We start from the raw sequence: 15,375 nt of genomic DNA, 5'->3' as shown, positions 1-15,375 counted from the left end.
TATTGTCATATGTATTTTTGATCGCCGGCAAGGGCAGGGTGGTGCCGTGCTGGTGTTCTGGTGACGCCCCAAGGCCCCCCATCGCAACCTCCTTCCGCATACGTTCTGAAATCCCCAGCCTACGCTCTATCGCGATGTCAGGACGTGGTCCGCAAACGGTCGCGAATGTGGTTCGCGACGATGATGCCGACATTGCTGAGCGTGGGCGAGCGATGGAGCCGAATCTCCGCATTGGGAAGAGACGGCAAATCGTAGAGGTCGCCAACATTCCGAAGCGCCGTCGGAACCATGCTCCCCTTCATCACGGTGAGCGCCAGCCCTTCGCAAACGAGCGCTTCGACCGCCGCATGACTGGCGCTGGTGTGGGCGAGGCGCCAAGACACTCCGGCCGCATCGAGGGCATCACTCGCCCACTTGCGGAACAGGCAATCCGTCGTCGAAAGCGCGAACGGGAGTGCACCTCGACCAAGCGGCAATGTCTTGCGCGAGCCCGCCCACACCGCCTGCTCGATCTGAATAAGCTCGCCGTCTGATCCGCCACACGCGTGCATCGCGATGACGATCTCGAAGTCGTCTCCCAGACGCTTCAGCATCGGCGCGGTCAATCCCACCTCCATGTCGATGTCGAGGTCGGGAAAGCGCGCGGCGATATCGGCGACGAGGGGCGGAAGACGTTTGGTGCCGTAGTCCTCCATGACACCCAAACGCACGCGACCAGCCACGCCGTCGCCGTTAAGCCGGGTCAACACGGCTTCATGCATCGCAACGAGGCGCCGGGCATCGCCTAGAAAGTCTCGCCCCGTCGCCGTCAGTTCCACCGACGCAGTGGAGCGAAGGAGCAGGGCATGCCCGGCGCGCTCTTCGAGCCGCTTGATCTGCTGACTGACGGCCGCCTGCGATCGGTTGAGGCGCTGTGCCGCCCTCGTGAAGGACCCGAACTCGGCGACGAGTACGAAGGCTTGCAATAGGTCGGGATCGAGACGCGGCTTCATAACCAAAGACAATAAAGACGATGCAGATAATTTGATAGTGTTGTTGAAGAACTCCGCCTAGTCCTCAGCCGTCGAACGGGGATCAGGCGATGCAGGCTCGCGGTGCACTTGCAGCAGTTCTGTCGAGCGCGTTGGGTGGGACAGCGATCGGAGCGACGCGGTTCCTCACAATGGCGCTCGACCCGGTGGCGATGGGTGTCCTGCGTTTTGGCGGGGGGTTCATCATTCTTGCTGCGATCGTTGCGGCCGCTCGAAGGACATGGCCGGTGCGGCGAGACTGGCCGCCGATCGCAGCGCTTGGCGTCCTGTTCTTCTGTGTCTTCCCGTTGTTGTTCAACGCGGCTTTGATACACACGACGGCGGCACGAGGGGCGCTTGCGTTATCGACCCTCCCGCTCTTGGCGGTCGTCATTGGAGCCATTCTCGGCCGCGAGCGCCCGACTGTGCAGAAGACTCTCGGCGTTCTGGTTGCGATCCTGGGCGTGGCGACGGCGCTCGGCCTCGGATATGCGGACGCGCCACAGGGTGCGTGGCGCGGAGATCTGTTGATGGTCGCCGCCGCCTTCTGCATGGCGCTCTACAGCGTGCTCTCGCGCCCGTTCATCTCGCAGAACGGACCATTGCCCTTCACGACACTGGGGATGGGCGCGGGCGCGACCTGCCTTTGCGCGATGTCACTGATTTTCAGGCCGTTGCCGTCGATGGCTGCACTCGAACCGGTTCAGTGGGCGGCCGTGGCTTACCTCGCTATCGTTGGCGGCGCGATCATCTTTCTGTTGTGGGCGTTCGCGCTCGCTCACACGACAGCGACCGTCGTCACCGTTTCGGTCGCCGTCAATCCTGTCACGGCGACCATCTATGGCCACGTTTTGCTCGGCGAACCTGCTGGCCCCAATGTAGCGGTCGGCGTCGTCGCCGTCCTCTGCGGCGTTGGCCTGACCTATCTTGGGGCCGTCCGAGAGAGGAGCGGGGCTGCTCGGCCGCGATGGCGCGAGAAACACGATGACGGTCCTGTTCTTGAGGGGCGTACTCCCCGCGCAGAGTGAGATCTGCATGCGCCGCTGGCCGATCCACGGCCTGCCGCCGCTGATAGATCGCCGTGCTCGCCGCGTGTCGCCCACGGTCGGTCAGGGGCGGGACCGGGAACCGTCACGGCTTCCACCAGGCGCAGAAAGTTGTAGAGCGTCGGCTCCACTACATGGACGCCGACGTATCAGCCGTGGAGCAGGCGGCCTGCCCGACCCTGCGGCTCCTGCTCTGGCGTCAACTCGCTGAACAGCCCCAACGAGGCGCTGGGGCTCGCGCTCCCCGGAAATGGATCCATCCTGGCGACCCATGCCGATCGCGCGAAGATCGGGGTGGCGGTCGTTGAGGTGCGTCTTCATCGTCCGGCGGAGGTCGCGCGGTTGCCACGGCTCCATCTCGGTCGCCTCGCACCAGCGACGGACGGCACGGGGGAGGGCGTTGCCGGTAATGTGCGCGTCGTCACGGCCGGGCGAGGGGAACAGGTACGGCGAGCCGCCCGTCATCCGCTGTGACCAGGTGAAGATCTCGAGCGCGGGGCTGGTGACGGGAAGCTCCTGCGCTCGGCCATTCTTCGTCTTGGGCCAGGAGATCCAAGTGCGGCCGTCGCGCTCGAACAGTTGGTCCCGCCGCGCGTAGGCAACCTCTTCTACACGGATGCCGCCCATGGCGATGATGCCTAGGATGGCGGCGGTTATCGTCGGCGCAATGTCCGCGCCGCCGAATCCATGCCAGACCCTCATGAGTTCCTCGAGTGTGAGGAAGCGTTCCCGAACGCCGCTGGTGCGAGGACCTCCGACGGAGGTAACGGGGTTCGCCTGGATTCCGAACCGCACGGCTGCGACGGGACGGGTCGGGTCATAGTCGGCAGCCATCGCATGCGCGAACGCCGCGTGGAGGTGGGCGCGCGGATGGCGCGGCTTCACGCCGCGATCGTTAAGCTGCCTGAGCTAGTCGGTGACGTCGTCTGGTGTGACATCCGCTGCGGGCGTGTCAGCGCCGATCACGGCCACCGCCGAGTAGGGGCCACCGACCAGGAGGTGCCGGTAGACCTCAGGGTCGCGCTGCCCGGCCGCCACCATGGCCTCGAGCTTTGCCTCGCACAATTCAATGCGCGTGGCGGTCCGTGCATTGGGGGCGGGCCGGCCGCGTCGGGGGCTGAACTGGCGCGGTCAATCGCGGCCCCGGAACCAACGAGGGCGCGCGCCTCCTTCAAGGATATTGCGGGGTAGTGCCGAGCGCGATGCGCTTTCGCTTGCCGCCGTCAACTCGCACGGACAGCGAGAAGCCGAGGCCACGCGGTCCGAGACGAACGCGCAATCCCTCGCAGCCGGCGTCGAAGAATTCCTTCCGCGCCGTTTCCTTCTCAAGGCTTTTTAGAGAGCGGTCGGTGAACGTGACTGGCACTGCCAGCACCCGTCGGCGGCCCCAACATGGCCCCGATGCCGCCCGCAGCGCGCACTGTCATGGCTCGATGGCGAGACCCGTATCCGCGCTGGGCGAATTTGGTCGGAGCGGCGGGATTCGAACCCACGACCCCTTGACCCCCAGTCAAGTGCGCTACCAGGCTGCGCTACGCTCCGCTGGGGGGGTGAGTATCGGGTTTGGGGCGGTCGCGCAAGATGAAGCTTTGGTAAGCGCAGATTAACCAACCTCGCCGATGATTCCTTAGCGTTAACGGCGCGGGGGCGGATCATGGCAAAGCAGTTCAGAGGGCTTGTGGTCGCTGTCGGTCTCGTCGCGGTGAGCCTCGTCGGGAGCCGATGGCTCGACCGCCCGATGGCCCAGCTCGATCTCTTCACACACGGACCCGTCGCGGTTCCCTCGCTCGATGGCGAGGACGTGCGCGCGGCGGTCAAGGATGTCGTCGCGCGGCTCGGGGAGGACCGTGTCGCCGCGATGGTGCGGCCCGTCGCGGGCGCGGCGGTCGCGGGCACGGCGCCCGAAATGCAGGTGTTGCGGACCGTCGAGGTCAAGTCGCTCGCGCCGGACCGGATCCGGATCCGCGTCGGCGTCTCCGACATCGCGGCCGGGCACGAGGTCGCGGACGGGATCCGTGGCGCCTTCATCGCCGGGGGGCTGAAGGAGCGGATCCTCCTGCAGAGCGAATCGACGGGCGGGCGCGCGGTGCTTGTCGCCCAGTTTCTTGCCCTCATCGGGGTGGGGCTGTTCGTCGCGCGGGGGGCTTTGCTTCTCGTCGGGCGCGCGCGGACTGCGGCTTAGAACGCGCCATCCCGTCACGGAGACATGGCGGGATGAATCGACGGGATCGCCGGACGAACGACGAAAGCCCTGCGTTTCCGTGAGGACAAGACCGGCCTAAGCGCACCGTTCGGGCTGCATCCCGAGCGAAGGGCAATCGCGCCATATCTTTCAAACGAAAACGTCCCGCTCGGTCCTGTTCGGATCGAGCGGGACGCATCCAGGGTCGCGGCGCTCTGTGGGCGGCCGCGGGGGGAAGGCACGCGGGGCGCGCCTTCCGGGGCCTTCTCAGTTGATGAGGCCGGCGTGGGCCATCGCCTTGTCGATGATCGCCGCCGTCGGCGCGCTCACCGGCAGGATCGGCTCGCGCAATTCGTTCGCGATGCGGCCGAGGCGCGACAGGGCGTATTTCGCGCCGCCGGGGCTCGGCTCCATGAACATCGCGTCGTGCAGCGGCATCAGCCGGTCCTGATAGGCGAGCGCCGTCTTGTAGTCGCCGGCCGCGCACGCCGCCTGGAACTCCGCGCACTCTTTCGGGGCGACATTCGCCGTCACCGAGATGCAGCCGACGCCGCCATGGGCGTTGAAGGCGAGCGCCGTCGCGTCCTCACCGGAGAGCTGCGTGAAGTTCGGCCCGCACGCCGCGCGCTGCCGGCTGACGCGGGCAAGGTTCGCCGTCGCATCCTTCACGCCGACGATGTTGGAATGCTCCGAGGCGAGTTCGGCCATCGTCTCCACGCTCATGTCGATGACCGAGCGGGGCGGGATGTTGTAGATGACGATCGGTAGGCTTGTCGCCTTCGCGACCGCCGAATAGTGCGCCTTCAGCCCCGCCTGGTTCGGCTTGTTGTAATAGGGGGTGACGACGAGGATGCCCGTCGCGCCGGCCGCCTCGGCGTGCTCGGCGAGCGAGATCGCCTCGCGGGTCGAGTTCGATCCCGCGCCCGCGATCACGGGCACGCGCCCGGCCGCGGCCTCGACGCACAATTCCACGACGCGGCGATGCTCGGCATGGGTGAGAGTGGGCGATTCCCCGGTCGTTCCGACGGGAACGAGACCGTCCGTACCGGACGCGATCTGCCACTCGACAAAAGAGACAAATCCTTTTTCGTCCAGGGCTCCGTCACGGAACGGGGTCACAAGTGCCGTAATGGATCCTTTGAACACGGCTCAGCCTCCGCTAATGGTCAGTTGTCTGGCTCTTATGGCAGGGCGTCGACGGGGGTCGAGCCAAGTCGTCCGTTTCGATTTCCGAATTGGAAAGCCAAAGAGGTTACCCCTCAACAATGCACGCAGCGAGATGGGGGAAGCAATGCGGTTGTGCGTAACGAGTGGGCTTGTTTTGCTCAATGTGTTGGCCGGTGTGGGCGTGGCGCACAGCCTCCCATTCCAACCACCGCTCGTTTTGTCGCGACAATCGCTCATCGACGATGTCGCGATGGTGCTGCCGCCGCGCAAACCCGATGACAATGGCGTGACCGTCGTCGCCGACGGGGCGGTGCCGGTGCCGGCCCGCCGTCCGGGACGGGCCGCCGCGCGCGTCGTCGGCCGCGTGGAGGACGGCAAGGCCGTTCCGCTGTCCCCGTCCGCCTTCGCGGCCCGTGCGGCCGTCAATCCGGCCGATGGCGCCTTCGCCGCGGCCGAGGCGGCGGTGACGCCGACCGCCGCCGTGCCCGAGAGCCCGGCCGCGCCGGCGCCGGTCGCGCCCGCGCCCGCGATGATCGCCGGCCACAACCGGGCTGCCGCGGTGAAGACCGACGAGGCCGCCTTCACCCGCTATGGCCGCCAGTCGAGCTCGCTCGCCGGCGCGCTCGATGCGCTGAAGGCGGATCGCTATGAAGAAGCGATCAAACGTCGCAACGGCCTCTCCGATCCGCTCGATCGCAAGATCGTCGACTATTTCCTCGTCCGCTCCCCGTCCCACACGGTGACGTCCGCGATGGTCGCCGACTTCGCACTGCGGGCGCCCGACTGGATGGATATCGAGAGCGTGCGCGCCCGGTCCGAGGAGGCGCTCTCGCGCGAGCGGCCGGGGCCGGACGCGGTGATCCGCTCCATGAAGGGCGCCGCGCAGTCGCCGGCCGGCGTGCGGCTTCTCGCGAACGCGATGCTTGCCAAGGGCGACAAGGCGCGCGCCCGCGCGCTCGTCATCGAGATCTGGCGGACGCGCGCGATGGGCGAGTCGCTGCAGATGTCCTTCGCGCAGGATTTCGGCTCGTTCCTCACCGTCGATGATCATCTCGACCGCATCGACCGTCTCGTCGGCCTCCACCGCTTCAGCGAGGCGCGGGCGCTGAAGGCGCGCCTCGGCACGGGGCCGCGCGTCTATGTGGACGCGCGCATCGCCGTCGCGGAAGGGGCGGGGAACGCGAAGTCGCTCCTCGGCCAGGTGCCGTCGGACCTGCGCCGCCGGCCGGGCTACCGCCTTGCCGAGGTCGAGCAACTGCGCCGCCAGGATGCCTTCGACAAGGCGGCGCGCCTCATCGAATCCGTGCCGCGGCGCGACATCGTCGACGGCGATGACTGGTGGGTGGAGACGCGCATCATCGCCCGCTCGCTCGCCGAGCGCGGCGACCAGCGCGAGGCCTACAAGCTGACGGCGCTCGGCTTCGCCAAGGGGGCCGAGGAGCGTGCGGACGAGGCCTTCCACGCCGGCTGGTTCGCAATGAAACTGAATGACGGCCGCGCGGCCGACCGCCACTTCGCGACACTGGAGCAGATCGCGACGACGCCGATCTCCCTCTCCCGCGCCGGCTATTGGCGCGGACGGGCGGCGAAGCTGCGCCGCGACGACGGGGCCGCCCGCCAGCACTTCAACGCCGCCGCCCGCTACGGCTTCACTTATTATGGCCAGCTTTCGCGCAACGAGCTCGGCCTGTCCGGCACCGGCGTCGGCCGCGCGCCGACCCCCAGCGCAACCGACCGCACCGCGATCCGCAACAACGAGATGGCCGAGGCCGTGACGCGGCTGATGGCCGCCGGGCACGAGCATCGCATCTACCCGCTCCTCGACCAGCTCTCCGAGACGGTGCCGACGGCGGGGCAGCTCGTGCTGACGGCCGAACTCGCGCGCAAGGCCGGCTATCCGCACCTTGCCCTGATGGTCGCGAAGGAGGGGCAGCGGCGCGGGCTCGATGTCGGCCATCTCGCCTTCCCGACGAGCGAGATCCCGCGCGACGCGAAGATCCCGTCCGGGCTCGACCGCGCGCTGGTCTATTCGATCGCCCGCCAGGAATCGCTCTTCAATGCCGGCGCGGTGAGCCCGGTCGGGGCGCGCGGCCTGATGCAGGTGATGCCGAACACGGCCTCGATGCTGGCGCGCGAGATGGGCCTGCCGCACTCGGTGAGCCGCCTGACGACGGATCCCGGCTACAACGCCTCGCTCGGCGCGGCCTACCTCCACAAGCGCCTCAGCCAGTATAACGGGTCCTACATCCTCACCTTCGCCGCCTACAATGCCGGCGCGAGCCGCGTGGCGGAGTGGATCGAGCGCTTCGGCGACCCGCGCGACCCGCGCGTCGACCCGATCGCCTGGGTCGAGCAGATCCCCTATCCGGAGACGCGCAACTATGTTCAGCGCGTGATGGAGAATATCCAGGTCTACCGCGAGGCGCTCGGCACCGGCCGTCTCGCGATCGAGGTGGACCTTCAGCGGGGGAGGTCGAGCTGATCAACAGCCTCAGCTGCCGCACCGGCGATGGTGTGGCGCTTCACGCGGACGATTTCGGTCCGCGTGAAGGGACACCCATCATCTGCCTGCCGGGCCTCACCCGAAACGGGCGCGACTTTACCCACCTCGCCGCGATGCTCGCGCGCGACGACAAGGCCGGGCGCGCGCGGCGGGTGATCGTGCTGGAATCGCGCGGACGCGGCCGGTCCGGTTGGGCGCCTGCCGAGACCTACACGCTGCTCCAGGAGCTGAACGACCTCACCTTCGCGATGGACGAGTGGGGGATCGAGAAGGCCGATTTCGTCGGCACCTCGCGCGGCGGACTCCTCATCATGCTGCTCGCGACGACGAGCCCCGTGCGGCTCGCCCGCGCGGTGATGAACGATATCGGGCCGACGATCGAGCAGAGTGGCCTCGCACGCATCGCCGGGACGGTCGGCGCGCGGATGGACTATCCCTCGATGGAGGAGCTCGCCGGCTCGCTGAAGCGGGCGATGAGCGAGCATTTCCCGCGCCTCGCCCCCGCCCAGTGGCTCCGCTTCGCCGAGCAGCTCGCCTCGCCGTCCGCCGAAGGGGTGACGCTCGACTATGATCCGGCCCTTGCGGAGGGGTTCGTCAACTTTTCCGCCGAGGCGACGCCGCCGGACTTCTGGCCCTGCTTCGCCGCGCTCCTCGACCGCCCGGTCCTCGTCGTGCGCGGGGCGAATTCCGACCTTCTCTCCGCCGCGACGGTGGAGGCGATGCGCCGCAAGCATCGCAAGCTCACGACCATCGTCGTCCCGGACGAGGGCCACGCCCCGCTCCTGTGGGACCGCTTCAGCGTGGAGACGATCAAGGCCTTCCTCCAGTGACCGGCGGCGCGGCCGCGTATTACGACTCGCCGCTCGTCGACCGCTATTTCGCCTCGATCTGGGGCGGGGAGGACGCGCACGTCGGCCTCTATGAGGGCGCGGCGACGATCCGCCAGGCGTGCGATGCGATCATCGACCGGATGGCCGCGATGGTGCCGGGCCTTGCCAAGGGCGGCCGCGTGCTCGACCTCGGCGCGGGCTATGGCGGGGCAATGCGCCGCCTCGCCGCGCGCTATCCGATCGAGGCCATCTGCCTCAACCTCTCCTCCGGGCAGAACCGCGCCAACCAGGCCCGCACCGACGCGACGCCGGTCGCCGACCGCGTGCGCATCGTCGCGGCCTCCTTCGAGGCAGTGCCGATCGCGCGCGACACGATCGACATCGTCTGGAGCGAGGACGCGCTGCTCCACGCCGCCGATTTCGACGCCGTCGCGCGCGAGGTGGCGCGCGTCCTGAAGCCCGGCGGGCGGCTGATCGCGACCGACATCTTCAGCGGCGAGGGCGAGGGCGGCGCGCACGAGGCCGCGCTTGCCCCGATCGCCGAGCGCCTCTGCCTCACCGCCTTCCGCAGCCGCGTCGACACCGAGGCGGCGCTCGCGGCGGCGGGCCTCAAGGTTCTCCCGTTCGTGCCGCTCGCCGAGCATCTCGAAATCCATTTCCGCCGCGTCGCGCAAGACCTCGAGAGCGCGCGCGAGAGGCTCCTCGCGGAGGGGATGTCGGCGGCCGATCTCGACCGCATCGCGCGGGGAGCGGGCGACTGGATCCGCGCCGCGGCCGACGGGCATCTCGACTGGGGCATCATCCGGGCCGAAGCGCCCCTCTGAACGCACCCGCCCGGCCGTCGATTTCGCTTTGGCCGGGGCAACGCTACATGGAGGGCCATGATGCGCCTCCTCTCGCTTGTCCCCGTCAACGAAACGATGCGGCGGGCTCCTGTTCCCGTCTTCGCCGCGATGGTGATGACGGGCGTGTTCCTCACCATCGCCTCCGCCTCGTGGGCGGACGTGCTCGAGACGCGCTTCGTCTATGCGAGCGTCGCCGCCTTCCTCGGCGCGGTGGTGGGGCAGACGCTGCGGGGGAGCCTCCTCGCGCTCGCCGTCGCGGTGGCCGCGGCGCTCGCCATGGCCTTTCACGAGGCGCTGATGGTCTCGCGGCCGATGCTGATCGCGGCGCTCGGTCTTGCCGCGCTTGTCGCGCCGGTGGTGGGCGAGGCGATGGACCGGACCGAAGCCTGGCGTCGCCTCGTGCGCGCGACGACCGCCGCGGTGCTCGCCTTCGTGGGGGCGGGCCTCGTCATCCTCGGCGTCTATTCGCTGGAATTGAGCGCGGAGGCGCTGCTCGGCTTCGACTTCCGCGACCTCACGCGGCAGGTCATCGTCCCGCTGGCGCTCGGCTTCCTCGCCCCGGTGGTGTTCCTGTCGCTCTCGGAGCGGCAGCTCGAGGGGGGAGAGGACCGCGTCGCCGACGCGCTCGGCCTCGTCGCGCAGACCTTTGCGCGGCTGGTGCTGACGCCGCTCCTCGCGATCTACGCGCTGGTGCTCATTCTCTACACCGTCCGGATCCTCGCTTTCTGGGAGCTGCCGAACAACGAGATCGGCTGGATCGTGCCGCTCTTCGGCGTGACGGGCGCGGTGACCTTCCTCGCGATGGCCTCGCTGCCCAATCCCGGCCGCATGTCGCGCGCCTTCGTCGCGGGCTGGTTCGCGCTGACGCTCTTCCCCGTCGCCCTCTTCGTCATCGCGCTCGCGATCCGGATCGAGGCCTACGGCATCACCCCGAGCCGGTACGACGCGATCCTCGTCGCGGCCTGGCTCGGCATGAACGCGGTCGCCTTCACGCTCGGCGGCTGGCGGGCGGACGTGCGCCTTCTGCCGGTGTCGCTGGTTCTGGTGCTGGGGCTCGGTGCGGTCGGGCCGTGGAGCCTCGTGCCGATCGTGACGCGCAGCCAGTCGGATGCGCTGGTGCGGATGCTGCCGCAGAGCGACATCGCGGGACTGCTGCGGGCGATGACGCCGCCGGAGCGGCGGCCGATCTGCTCCAGCGTCGAGGTGCTCCGCAAGGTCGGCACGCTCGGCGCGTTCGAGGCGCGGATCGGCGAGACGGACCCCGGTCTGCAAGCGCTCTGCGCCTACCCCTATGGAAGCGTGGCGGCGGACGTGATCGTCTCATATGCGGCGCTGTCGGATGCGGTGCGCACCGACGGGCCGGCGATCGTCTGGGGACCGGTGAACCTCTTCGCCGGAATGACGTCGATCGAGTCGCGCACGGAGGATCTCGCCCTCATCCTCGACGGCGGCACCATCACGATCGAGGCGGGCGACCGTGTCGCGGCGTTCGATGTCGCGGCCGCGCTCGCCGACTGGCGCGAGCGCACTGCGCCCGCCGCGCCGGCCCGGCCGCGCCTTCCCTTCCGCCGCCAGAGCGCGCCGGTCGAGGGGACGGAGCCGCTGGTCCTCAGCGAAGGGGCGATCTCGCTGTGGATTTCGAACATCGAGATGGTGGTGGACCCGGAGGCACCGCGCCTTCGCCATGCGGCGATCACGGTGATGGTCGACCTCGACGGCGACGCGGACGCGCCGTCAGGGGAGGAGGGCGCCGGGCGAGAGGCGGCGCCGGAGCCCCAGTGAGGCTCTAGTGGTCTGATCGATGGCGTCGTGGTCCGGTGATCCGAGCCGGATGGGAACCATCCGTCTCGGTCGGACCGCTAGGAGGTCTCGGGCCCTGCCATCGCGCCGGCGCGGCCGAGGCTCGACTTACCGTCCTGGCGCGGCGCGCCGAGGGTCGGCTTCACCAGCGCGGCACCGATGGGGCGCGGCTTCGCGAGCTTCGGCTCGACGTGGAAGGTCCCGGCCGAGGCGAGGTCGTCTTCCCGCGTATTGTTCGGGATCTTGATATAGCAGGCGGTGCCCTGCGGGCCGGTGTCGCGCTCGATCGTCCCGCCGAGGGCATCGAGATACATGTCGACGAGGCGCATCCCGAGGCCGGTCGATTTCGGATCCACCTGCGTCTTGTCGAAGCCGACGCCATTGTCGGTGACGCTGATGTGGATCTCGCCGCCGCGCTCGACGCAATTGACGCGGATCGAGCCGATATCCTGGCGGCCGCTGAAGGCATATTTCGCGGCGTTGGCGACGAGCTCGTTGACGACGGCGCCGATGGAGATCGCGGTGTCGACGCTGACGAGCACCGCCTCGCCCTTCACCTCGATCGTCCAGCCGAACTGGTTCGCCCCGCCCACCTGTTCGATCGAGCGGCAGACGCGCTCGAAATAAGGGAGGAGCGGCACCATGCCGGAATTCTCGTTCACGGCGAGAAGCTCGTAGAGGGAGCCCATCGATTCCACGCGCAGCGCGACGCGGTCGAGCACGTCCTTGGCGACGGCGTCGTCGAGCGCGCGACCCTCGATGCGCAGCATGGAGAGGATCGAGGCGATGTTGTTCTTCACGCGGTGATGGACCTCGGTCATCATCGCGTTGATCTTCTGGATCGTCTCCTCGGCGGCGCGGGACGCCTTCTCGGCGTTCGTCACGTCCTCGACGCCGATCAGCACCTGGTCGGTGCCGGCGCCGTTGCGCACGACGCGGTGGGCGGTGAGGTTCAGGATCCGCGCGCCGATGACCGGGAAGGTCTGCTCGATCAGGTAGCCCTTGATGGCGACATCGTGCGGCAGCACGGCCTGGAGCAGCCAGCGCATCTCCGCATCGTTCCAGACGCCGCTCGGCAGATCGAAGATCGTGTGGCCGAGCGTATCGTCCTCGCTCCCGCCGAAGAGCTGATAGTAGGCGAGGTTGGCGTATTGCACGACGAGATTGCCGTCGAGGACCATCATGGCCGTCGGCAGCGAATTCACGATATCGCGATAGTGGACCGAGGGGTCAGACACCGCCGTGCGCACACAATCCCCCATGTCAGCACCCGCCGGGGATGCTGACGTCAGCCGCTCCGCGTGAGGAGCTATTGCGGTAGGTATTTATTCGTCTACGTCGCCAGTACACAAGACAAATCTGTGCGTCGAGATCGTTAATTTAGTGTTTCAGCACGATCGGCAATTGGTAGCGGCCAAATGCGACAATCATGCGGCCTTAGAGCGGGAGTCCTGTGGCTTCCAGGCCGCGAAGTCCGTCCTGGCCCGCTCCGTGTAGGCTACCTTCCGCCTTGCTTTCTTGTCACCCCGGCGCGCCGGCCCTTCGCGCTTCGCGGGTTCCACGGGCGGGAAAAGGCCGAAATTCACATTCATCGGTTGATAAGAGCGGGGAGAACCTTCCTCTTCCGCGCTGATATGTCCGCCGGTGATGTGGCCGAGGAGGGCGCCCATCGCGGTGGTGACGGGCGGCGGGGTCATCGCGCGCCCGTCGAGCTCGGCGGCGGCGAAGAGGCCGGCGAGGAGGCCGGTGGACGAGGCCTCGACATAGCCCTCGCAGCCGGTGACCTGGCCGGCGAAGCGCAAATTCGGCGCGGCGCGCAGGCGAAGCGTCGCGTCGAGCAGGCGCGGGCTGTCGATATAGGTGTTGCGGTGGAGGCCGCCGAGGCGGGCGAACTCGGCCTCGGCGAGGCCCGGAATGAGGCGGAAGACGTCCGTCTGCGCGCCGTAGCGCAGCTTCGTCTGGAAGCCGACCATGTTGTAGAGCGTGCCGAGGGCGTTGTCCTGGCGGAGCTGGACGACGGCGTAGGCCTTCTCGTCCGGCTTGTGCGCGTTGGTGAGGCCGATCGGCTTCATCGGCCCGTAGCGCAGCGTCTCGCGCCCGCGCTCGGCCATCACCTCGATCGGCAGGCACCCGTCAAAATAGGGGGTGTCCTCGAATTCCTTGAAGGCGACGCGCTCGGCCTCGAGGAGGGCGTCGACGAACGCGTCATACTCCGCCTTCGTCATCGGGCAGTTGAGATAGTCCGCGCCGGAGCCGCCGGGGCCGGGCTTGTCGTAGCGCGACTGGAACCAGGCGATGTCCATGTCGACGCTCTCGCGATAGACGATCGGCGCGATGGCGTCGAAGAAGGCGAGGCGGTCGGTGCCGGTGAGGCGCGTGATGTCGGCCGCGAGCGCGTCGCTCGTCAGCGGGCCGGTGGCGACGATGGCGGGCGTCTGCGGCAGCGCCAGCACCTCTTCGCGCGTGATGGTGATGTTCGGATGGCCGTGCAGCGCCTCGGTGACGGAGGCGGAGAAGCCCTCCCGGTCGACCGCGAGCGCGCCGCCGGCCGGCACCTGATGCCGGTCCGCGCAGGACATGATGAGCGAGCCGAGGTCGCGCAGCTCCGCGTGGAGGAGCCCGACCGCGTTGTTCTGCGCGTCGTCCGAGCGGAAGGAATTCGAGCACACGAGCTCGGCCAGTCCGTCCGTCTTGTGGGCCGCCGTGGAGCGCACGGGCCGCATTTCATGGAGGCGCACATGGTGGCCGGATTGCGCGAGCTGCCACGCTGCCTCCGACCCCGCAAGGCCCCCGCCGATCACGTCGATGTCTGCCATGGGGCGAATTTGGATGAGGCGGGGTTGACGATCAAGCAGCCGTGACGTGGAAAACGGTAAAATTCGAACGACGCCGGTAGGGGTCTGAGTTAGGAAAGAAGACCAAGAGGAGACGGTCTTGCGTCGCGGAGCCCTTCTGATCGCCTTGACGGCCGTCGCCCTCTCCGGGTGCGTCGAGCAGCACAAAGGCCAGCCCCAGGTCTGGTACGCGGCGCATGGCGCGGTTTTGCCGCAAACCCACAAGGTGTCGGTCTGCCACGGCTTCGGCTGCCAGCTGAAGACGTCGGTGGCGTTCGGCAGCGCGGATCTGCGCAAGATGCGCGGGATTTTCGGGAAGCCGAAATCGGCCGCGCAGGAGCGTGCGGCGATCGCGCGCTACATCTCGTGGGCGGAGAAGCGCGTCGCGCCGGAGGTCGGCTCCGAGGATGATGTCGGCGGACTCGACCTGATGAATTCCGGCGTTCACGGCCAGATGGATTGCATCGACGAGGCCGCGAACACGACGAGCTACCTCATGATGGCGGACAAGAACGGGCTCTTGCGCTTCCACACGGTGGGCAGCCCCGTCGCGCGGGGATTCTTCCTCGACGGCCGCTACCCGCATGCGACGGCGGTCGTCGTGGACGATGGCGGCACGCCGTGGGCGATCGATTCGTGGCCGCACCGCAACGGGGTGCCGCCGAATGTGCTGCCCTTGTCGACGTGGTTCGCCCGGTCCGCCGCGAGCTGAGCTTACCCTCGCCCCGGCGGCGATCGAATCGGCGCGGCGTCTAAGGCCGCGCGGCGATCGTGGCATTCTTTTGTAGTTGAGACCCCAAAGTGGAGCCGGACCCCTGCCCTCCGAGGGGAGGGCGGGCCGATCGCGGCCGGCCTGTATGGCGGGCCGCCGGATCGGCACGGATTTATCGTCTCATTCGAGACGCCGACAGGCCCACGCCTTCATAGCGTGAGCTTCGATCGTCCTCCTGCCGCCCGAAGGCGGCCGGCCGTCCCGTTGGGCGCCTTAGTACTTGGCGGCGCTGGTCTGGAGCTGACGCAGGACGAAGGGGATCTCGCCACGGGTCAGGCCGATGTCACGGAGCTGTTCGTCGGAAAGACGGGACAGCTGCTCGGCGGTCTCGACGGATGCGCGCCAATTGTGCAGGGCGCGGCTGATGCGGTGCAGCATAGTTAAAA

Annotated in this window: 14 protein-coding genes and 1 tRNA gene; 7 read left to right on the top strand and 8 right to left on the bottom strand. The window is 68.2% G+C overall.

All coding sequences use genetic code 11. The features are described 5' to 3' along the window. Positions 1-137: 137 nt before the first annotated feature. Positions 138-992 (bottom strand): LysR family transcriptional regulator, encoded by an 855-nt coding sequence (locus DBV35_RS25110; protein WP_108663135.1) that lies wholly within the window; start codon positions 990-992, stop codon positions 138-140. A gap of 89 nt (positions 993-1,081) precedes the next feature. Here DBV35_RS25110 and DBV35_RS25105 point away from each other — a divergent pair, with 89 nt between their 5' ends. After that, entirely contained in the window at positions 1,082-2,038 is a 957-nt protein-coding gene (locus DBV35_RS25105) for a DMT family transporter (protein WP_108663134.1), read from the top strand. 81 nt (positions 2,039-2,119) lie between these two features. Here DBV35_RS25105 and DBV35_RS31490 read toward each other — a convergent pair whose 3' ends face one another. The 3 genes from DBV35_RS31490 to DBV35_RS25095 all read right to left on the bottom strand — a co-directional run bounded on the left by DBV35_RS31490 (position 2,120) and on the right by DBV35_RS25095 (position 3,598). Then, on the bottom strand, positions 2,120-2,890 hold the full coding sequence (locus tag DBV35_RS31490; RefSeq protein WP_425428497.1) for a tyrosine-type recombinase/integrase: 771 nt from the start codon (positions 2,888-2,890) through the stop codon (positions 2,120-2,122). 337 nt (positions 2,891-3,227) lie between these two features. Next, positions 3,228-3,422 (bottom strand): hypothetical protein, encoded by a 195-nt coding sequence (locus DBV35_RS30375; RefSeq protein ID WP_157961968.1) that lies wholly within the window; start codon positions 3,420-3,422, stop codon positions 3,228-3,230. A gap of 99 nt (positions 3,423-3,521) precedes the next feature. Beyond that, a tRNA-Pro gene (locus tag DBV35_RS25095) sits at positions 3,522-3,598 on the bottom strand. Positions 3,599-3,734: 136 nt separating this feature from the next. On the opposite strand from DBV35_RS25095, the gene DBV35_RS25090 reads away from it, so the two are divergent. After that, complete coding sequence (locus DBV35_RS25090) at positions 3,735-4,238, top strand: hypothetical protein (protein WP_108663133.1); 504 nt, start codon at positions 3,735-3,737, stop codon at positions 4,236-4,238. Positions 4,239-4,505: 267 nt separating this feature from the next. On the opposite strand, the gene dapA is transcribed toward DBV35_RS25090, so the two are convergent. Beyond that, positions 4,506-5,384 carry a 4-hydroxy-tetrahydrodipicolinate synthase gene (dapA, locus tag DBV35_RS25085; protein ID WP_108663132.1) on the bottom strand — a complete coding sequence of 293 codons (879 nt, stop codon included), beginning with the start codon at positions 5,382-5,384 and terminating at the stop codon, positions 4,506-4,508. A gap of 238 nt (positions 5,385-5,622) precedes the next feature. Between dapA and DBV35_RS25080 the strand changes: the two genes are divergently transcribed. Genes DBV35_RS25080 through DBV35_RS25065 form a run of 4 tightly spaced genes read left to right on the top strand, consistent with a single transcriptional unit; the run spans position 5,623 to position 11,365 of the window. Continuing rightward, a complete protein-coding gene (locus DBV35_RS25080) occupies positions 5,623-7,887 on the top strand; it encodes a lytic transglycosylase domain-containing protein (RefSeq protein WP_157961967.1) in 2,265 nt (754 codons plus the stop codon). Between the two features lie 32 nt (positions 7,888-7,919). Continuing rightward, the gene (locus tag DBV35_RS25075; RefSeq protein WP_157961966.1) at positions 7,920-8,738 is read left to right on the top strand and encodes an alpha/beta fold hydrolase; all 819 of its coding nucleotides are present in this window, start codon (positions 7,920-7,922) and stop codon (positions 8,736-8,738) included. Then, positions 8,735-9,562 (top strand): SAM-dependent methyltransferase, encoded by an 828-nt coding sequence (locus tag DBV35_RS25070; RefSeq protein ID WP_108663129.1) that lies wholly within the window; start codon positions 8,735-8,737, stop codon positions 9,560-9,562. The genes DBV35_RS25075 and DBV35_RS25070 overlap by 4 nt, the downstream gene beginning before the upstream one ends. Positions 9,563-9,622: 60 nt before the next feature. After that, positions 9,623-11,365 carry a DUF4153 domain-containing protein gene (locus tag DBV35_RS25065; RefSeq protein ID WP_205648857.1) on the top strand — a complete coding sequence of 581 codons (1,743 nt, stop codon included), beginning with the start codon at positions 9,623-9,625 and terminating at the stop codon, positions 11,363-11,365. Between the two features lie 77 nt (positions 11,366-11,442). Here the strand turns inward: DBV35_RS25065 and DBV35_RS25060 are convergent, their stop codons facing one another. Together DBV35_RS25060 and trmFO are read right to left on the bottom strand one after the other, a co-directional pair. Next, a complete protein-coding gene (locus DBV35_RS25060; RefSeq protein WP_170135035.1) occupies positions 11,443-12,621 on the bottom strand; it encodes a sensor histidine kinase in 1,179 nt (392 codons plus the stop codon). A 189-nt stretch (positions 12,622-12,810) separates the two neighbouring features. Next, positions 12,811-14,208: a methylenetetrahydrofolate--tRNA-(uracil(54)-C(5))-methyltransferase (FADH(2)-oxidizing) TrmFO gene (trmFO, locus tag DBV35_RS25055; RefSeq protein ID WP_425428501.1), complete on the bottom strand. Its 1,398-nt coding sequence runs from the start codon at positions 14,206-14,208 to the stop codon at positions 12,811-12,813. A 109-nt stretch (positions 14,209-14,317) separates the two neighbouring features. Between trmFO and DBV35_RS25050 the strand changes: the two genes are divergently transcribed. Next, entirely contained in the window at positions 14,318-14,929 is a 612-nt protein-coding gene (locus DBV35_RS25050; protein ID WP_108663125.1) for a hypothetical protein, read from the top strand. A gap of 273 nt (positions 14,930-15,202) precedes the next feature. Here DBV35_RS25050 and DBV35_RS25045 read toward each other — a convergent pair whose 3' ends face one another. Then, positions 15,203-15,367, bottom strand: coding sequence for a DUF1127 domain-containing protein (locus DBV35_RS25045; protein ID WP_108663124.1), 165 nt, complete (start codon positions 15,365-15,367; stop codon positions 15,203-15,205). Between the last annotated feature and the right edge of the window lie 8 nt (positions 15,368-15,375).

The organism is Acuticoccus kandeliae (assembly GCF_003073115.1).
This window is presented reverse-complemented; position numbering and strand designations above follow the sequence as displayed.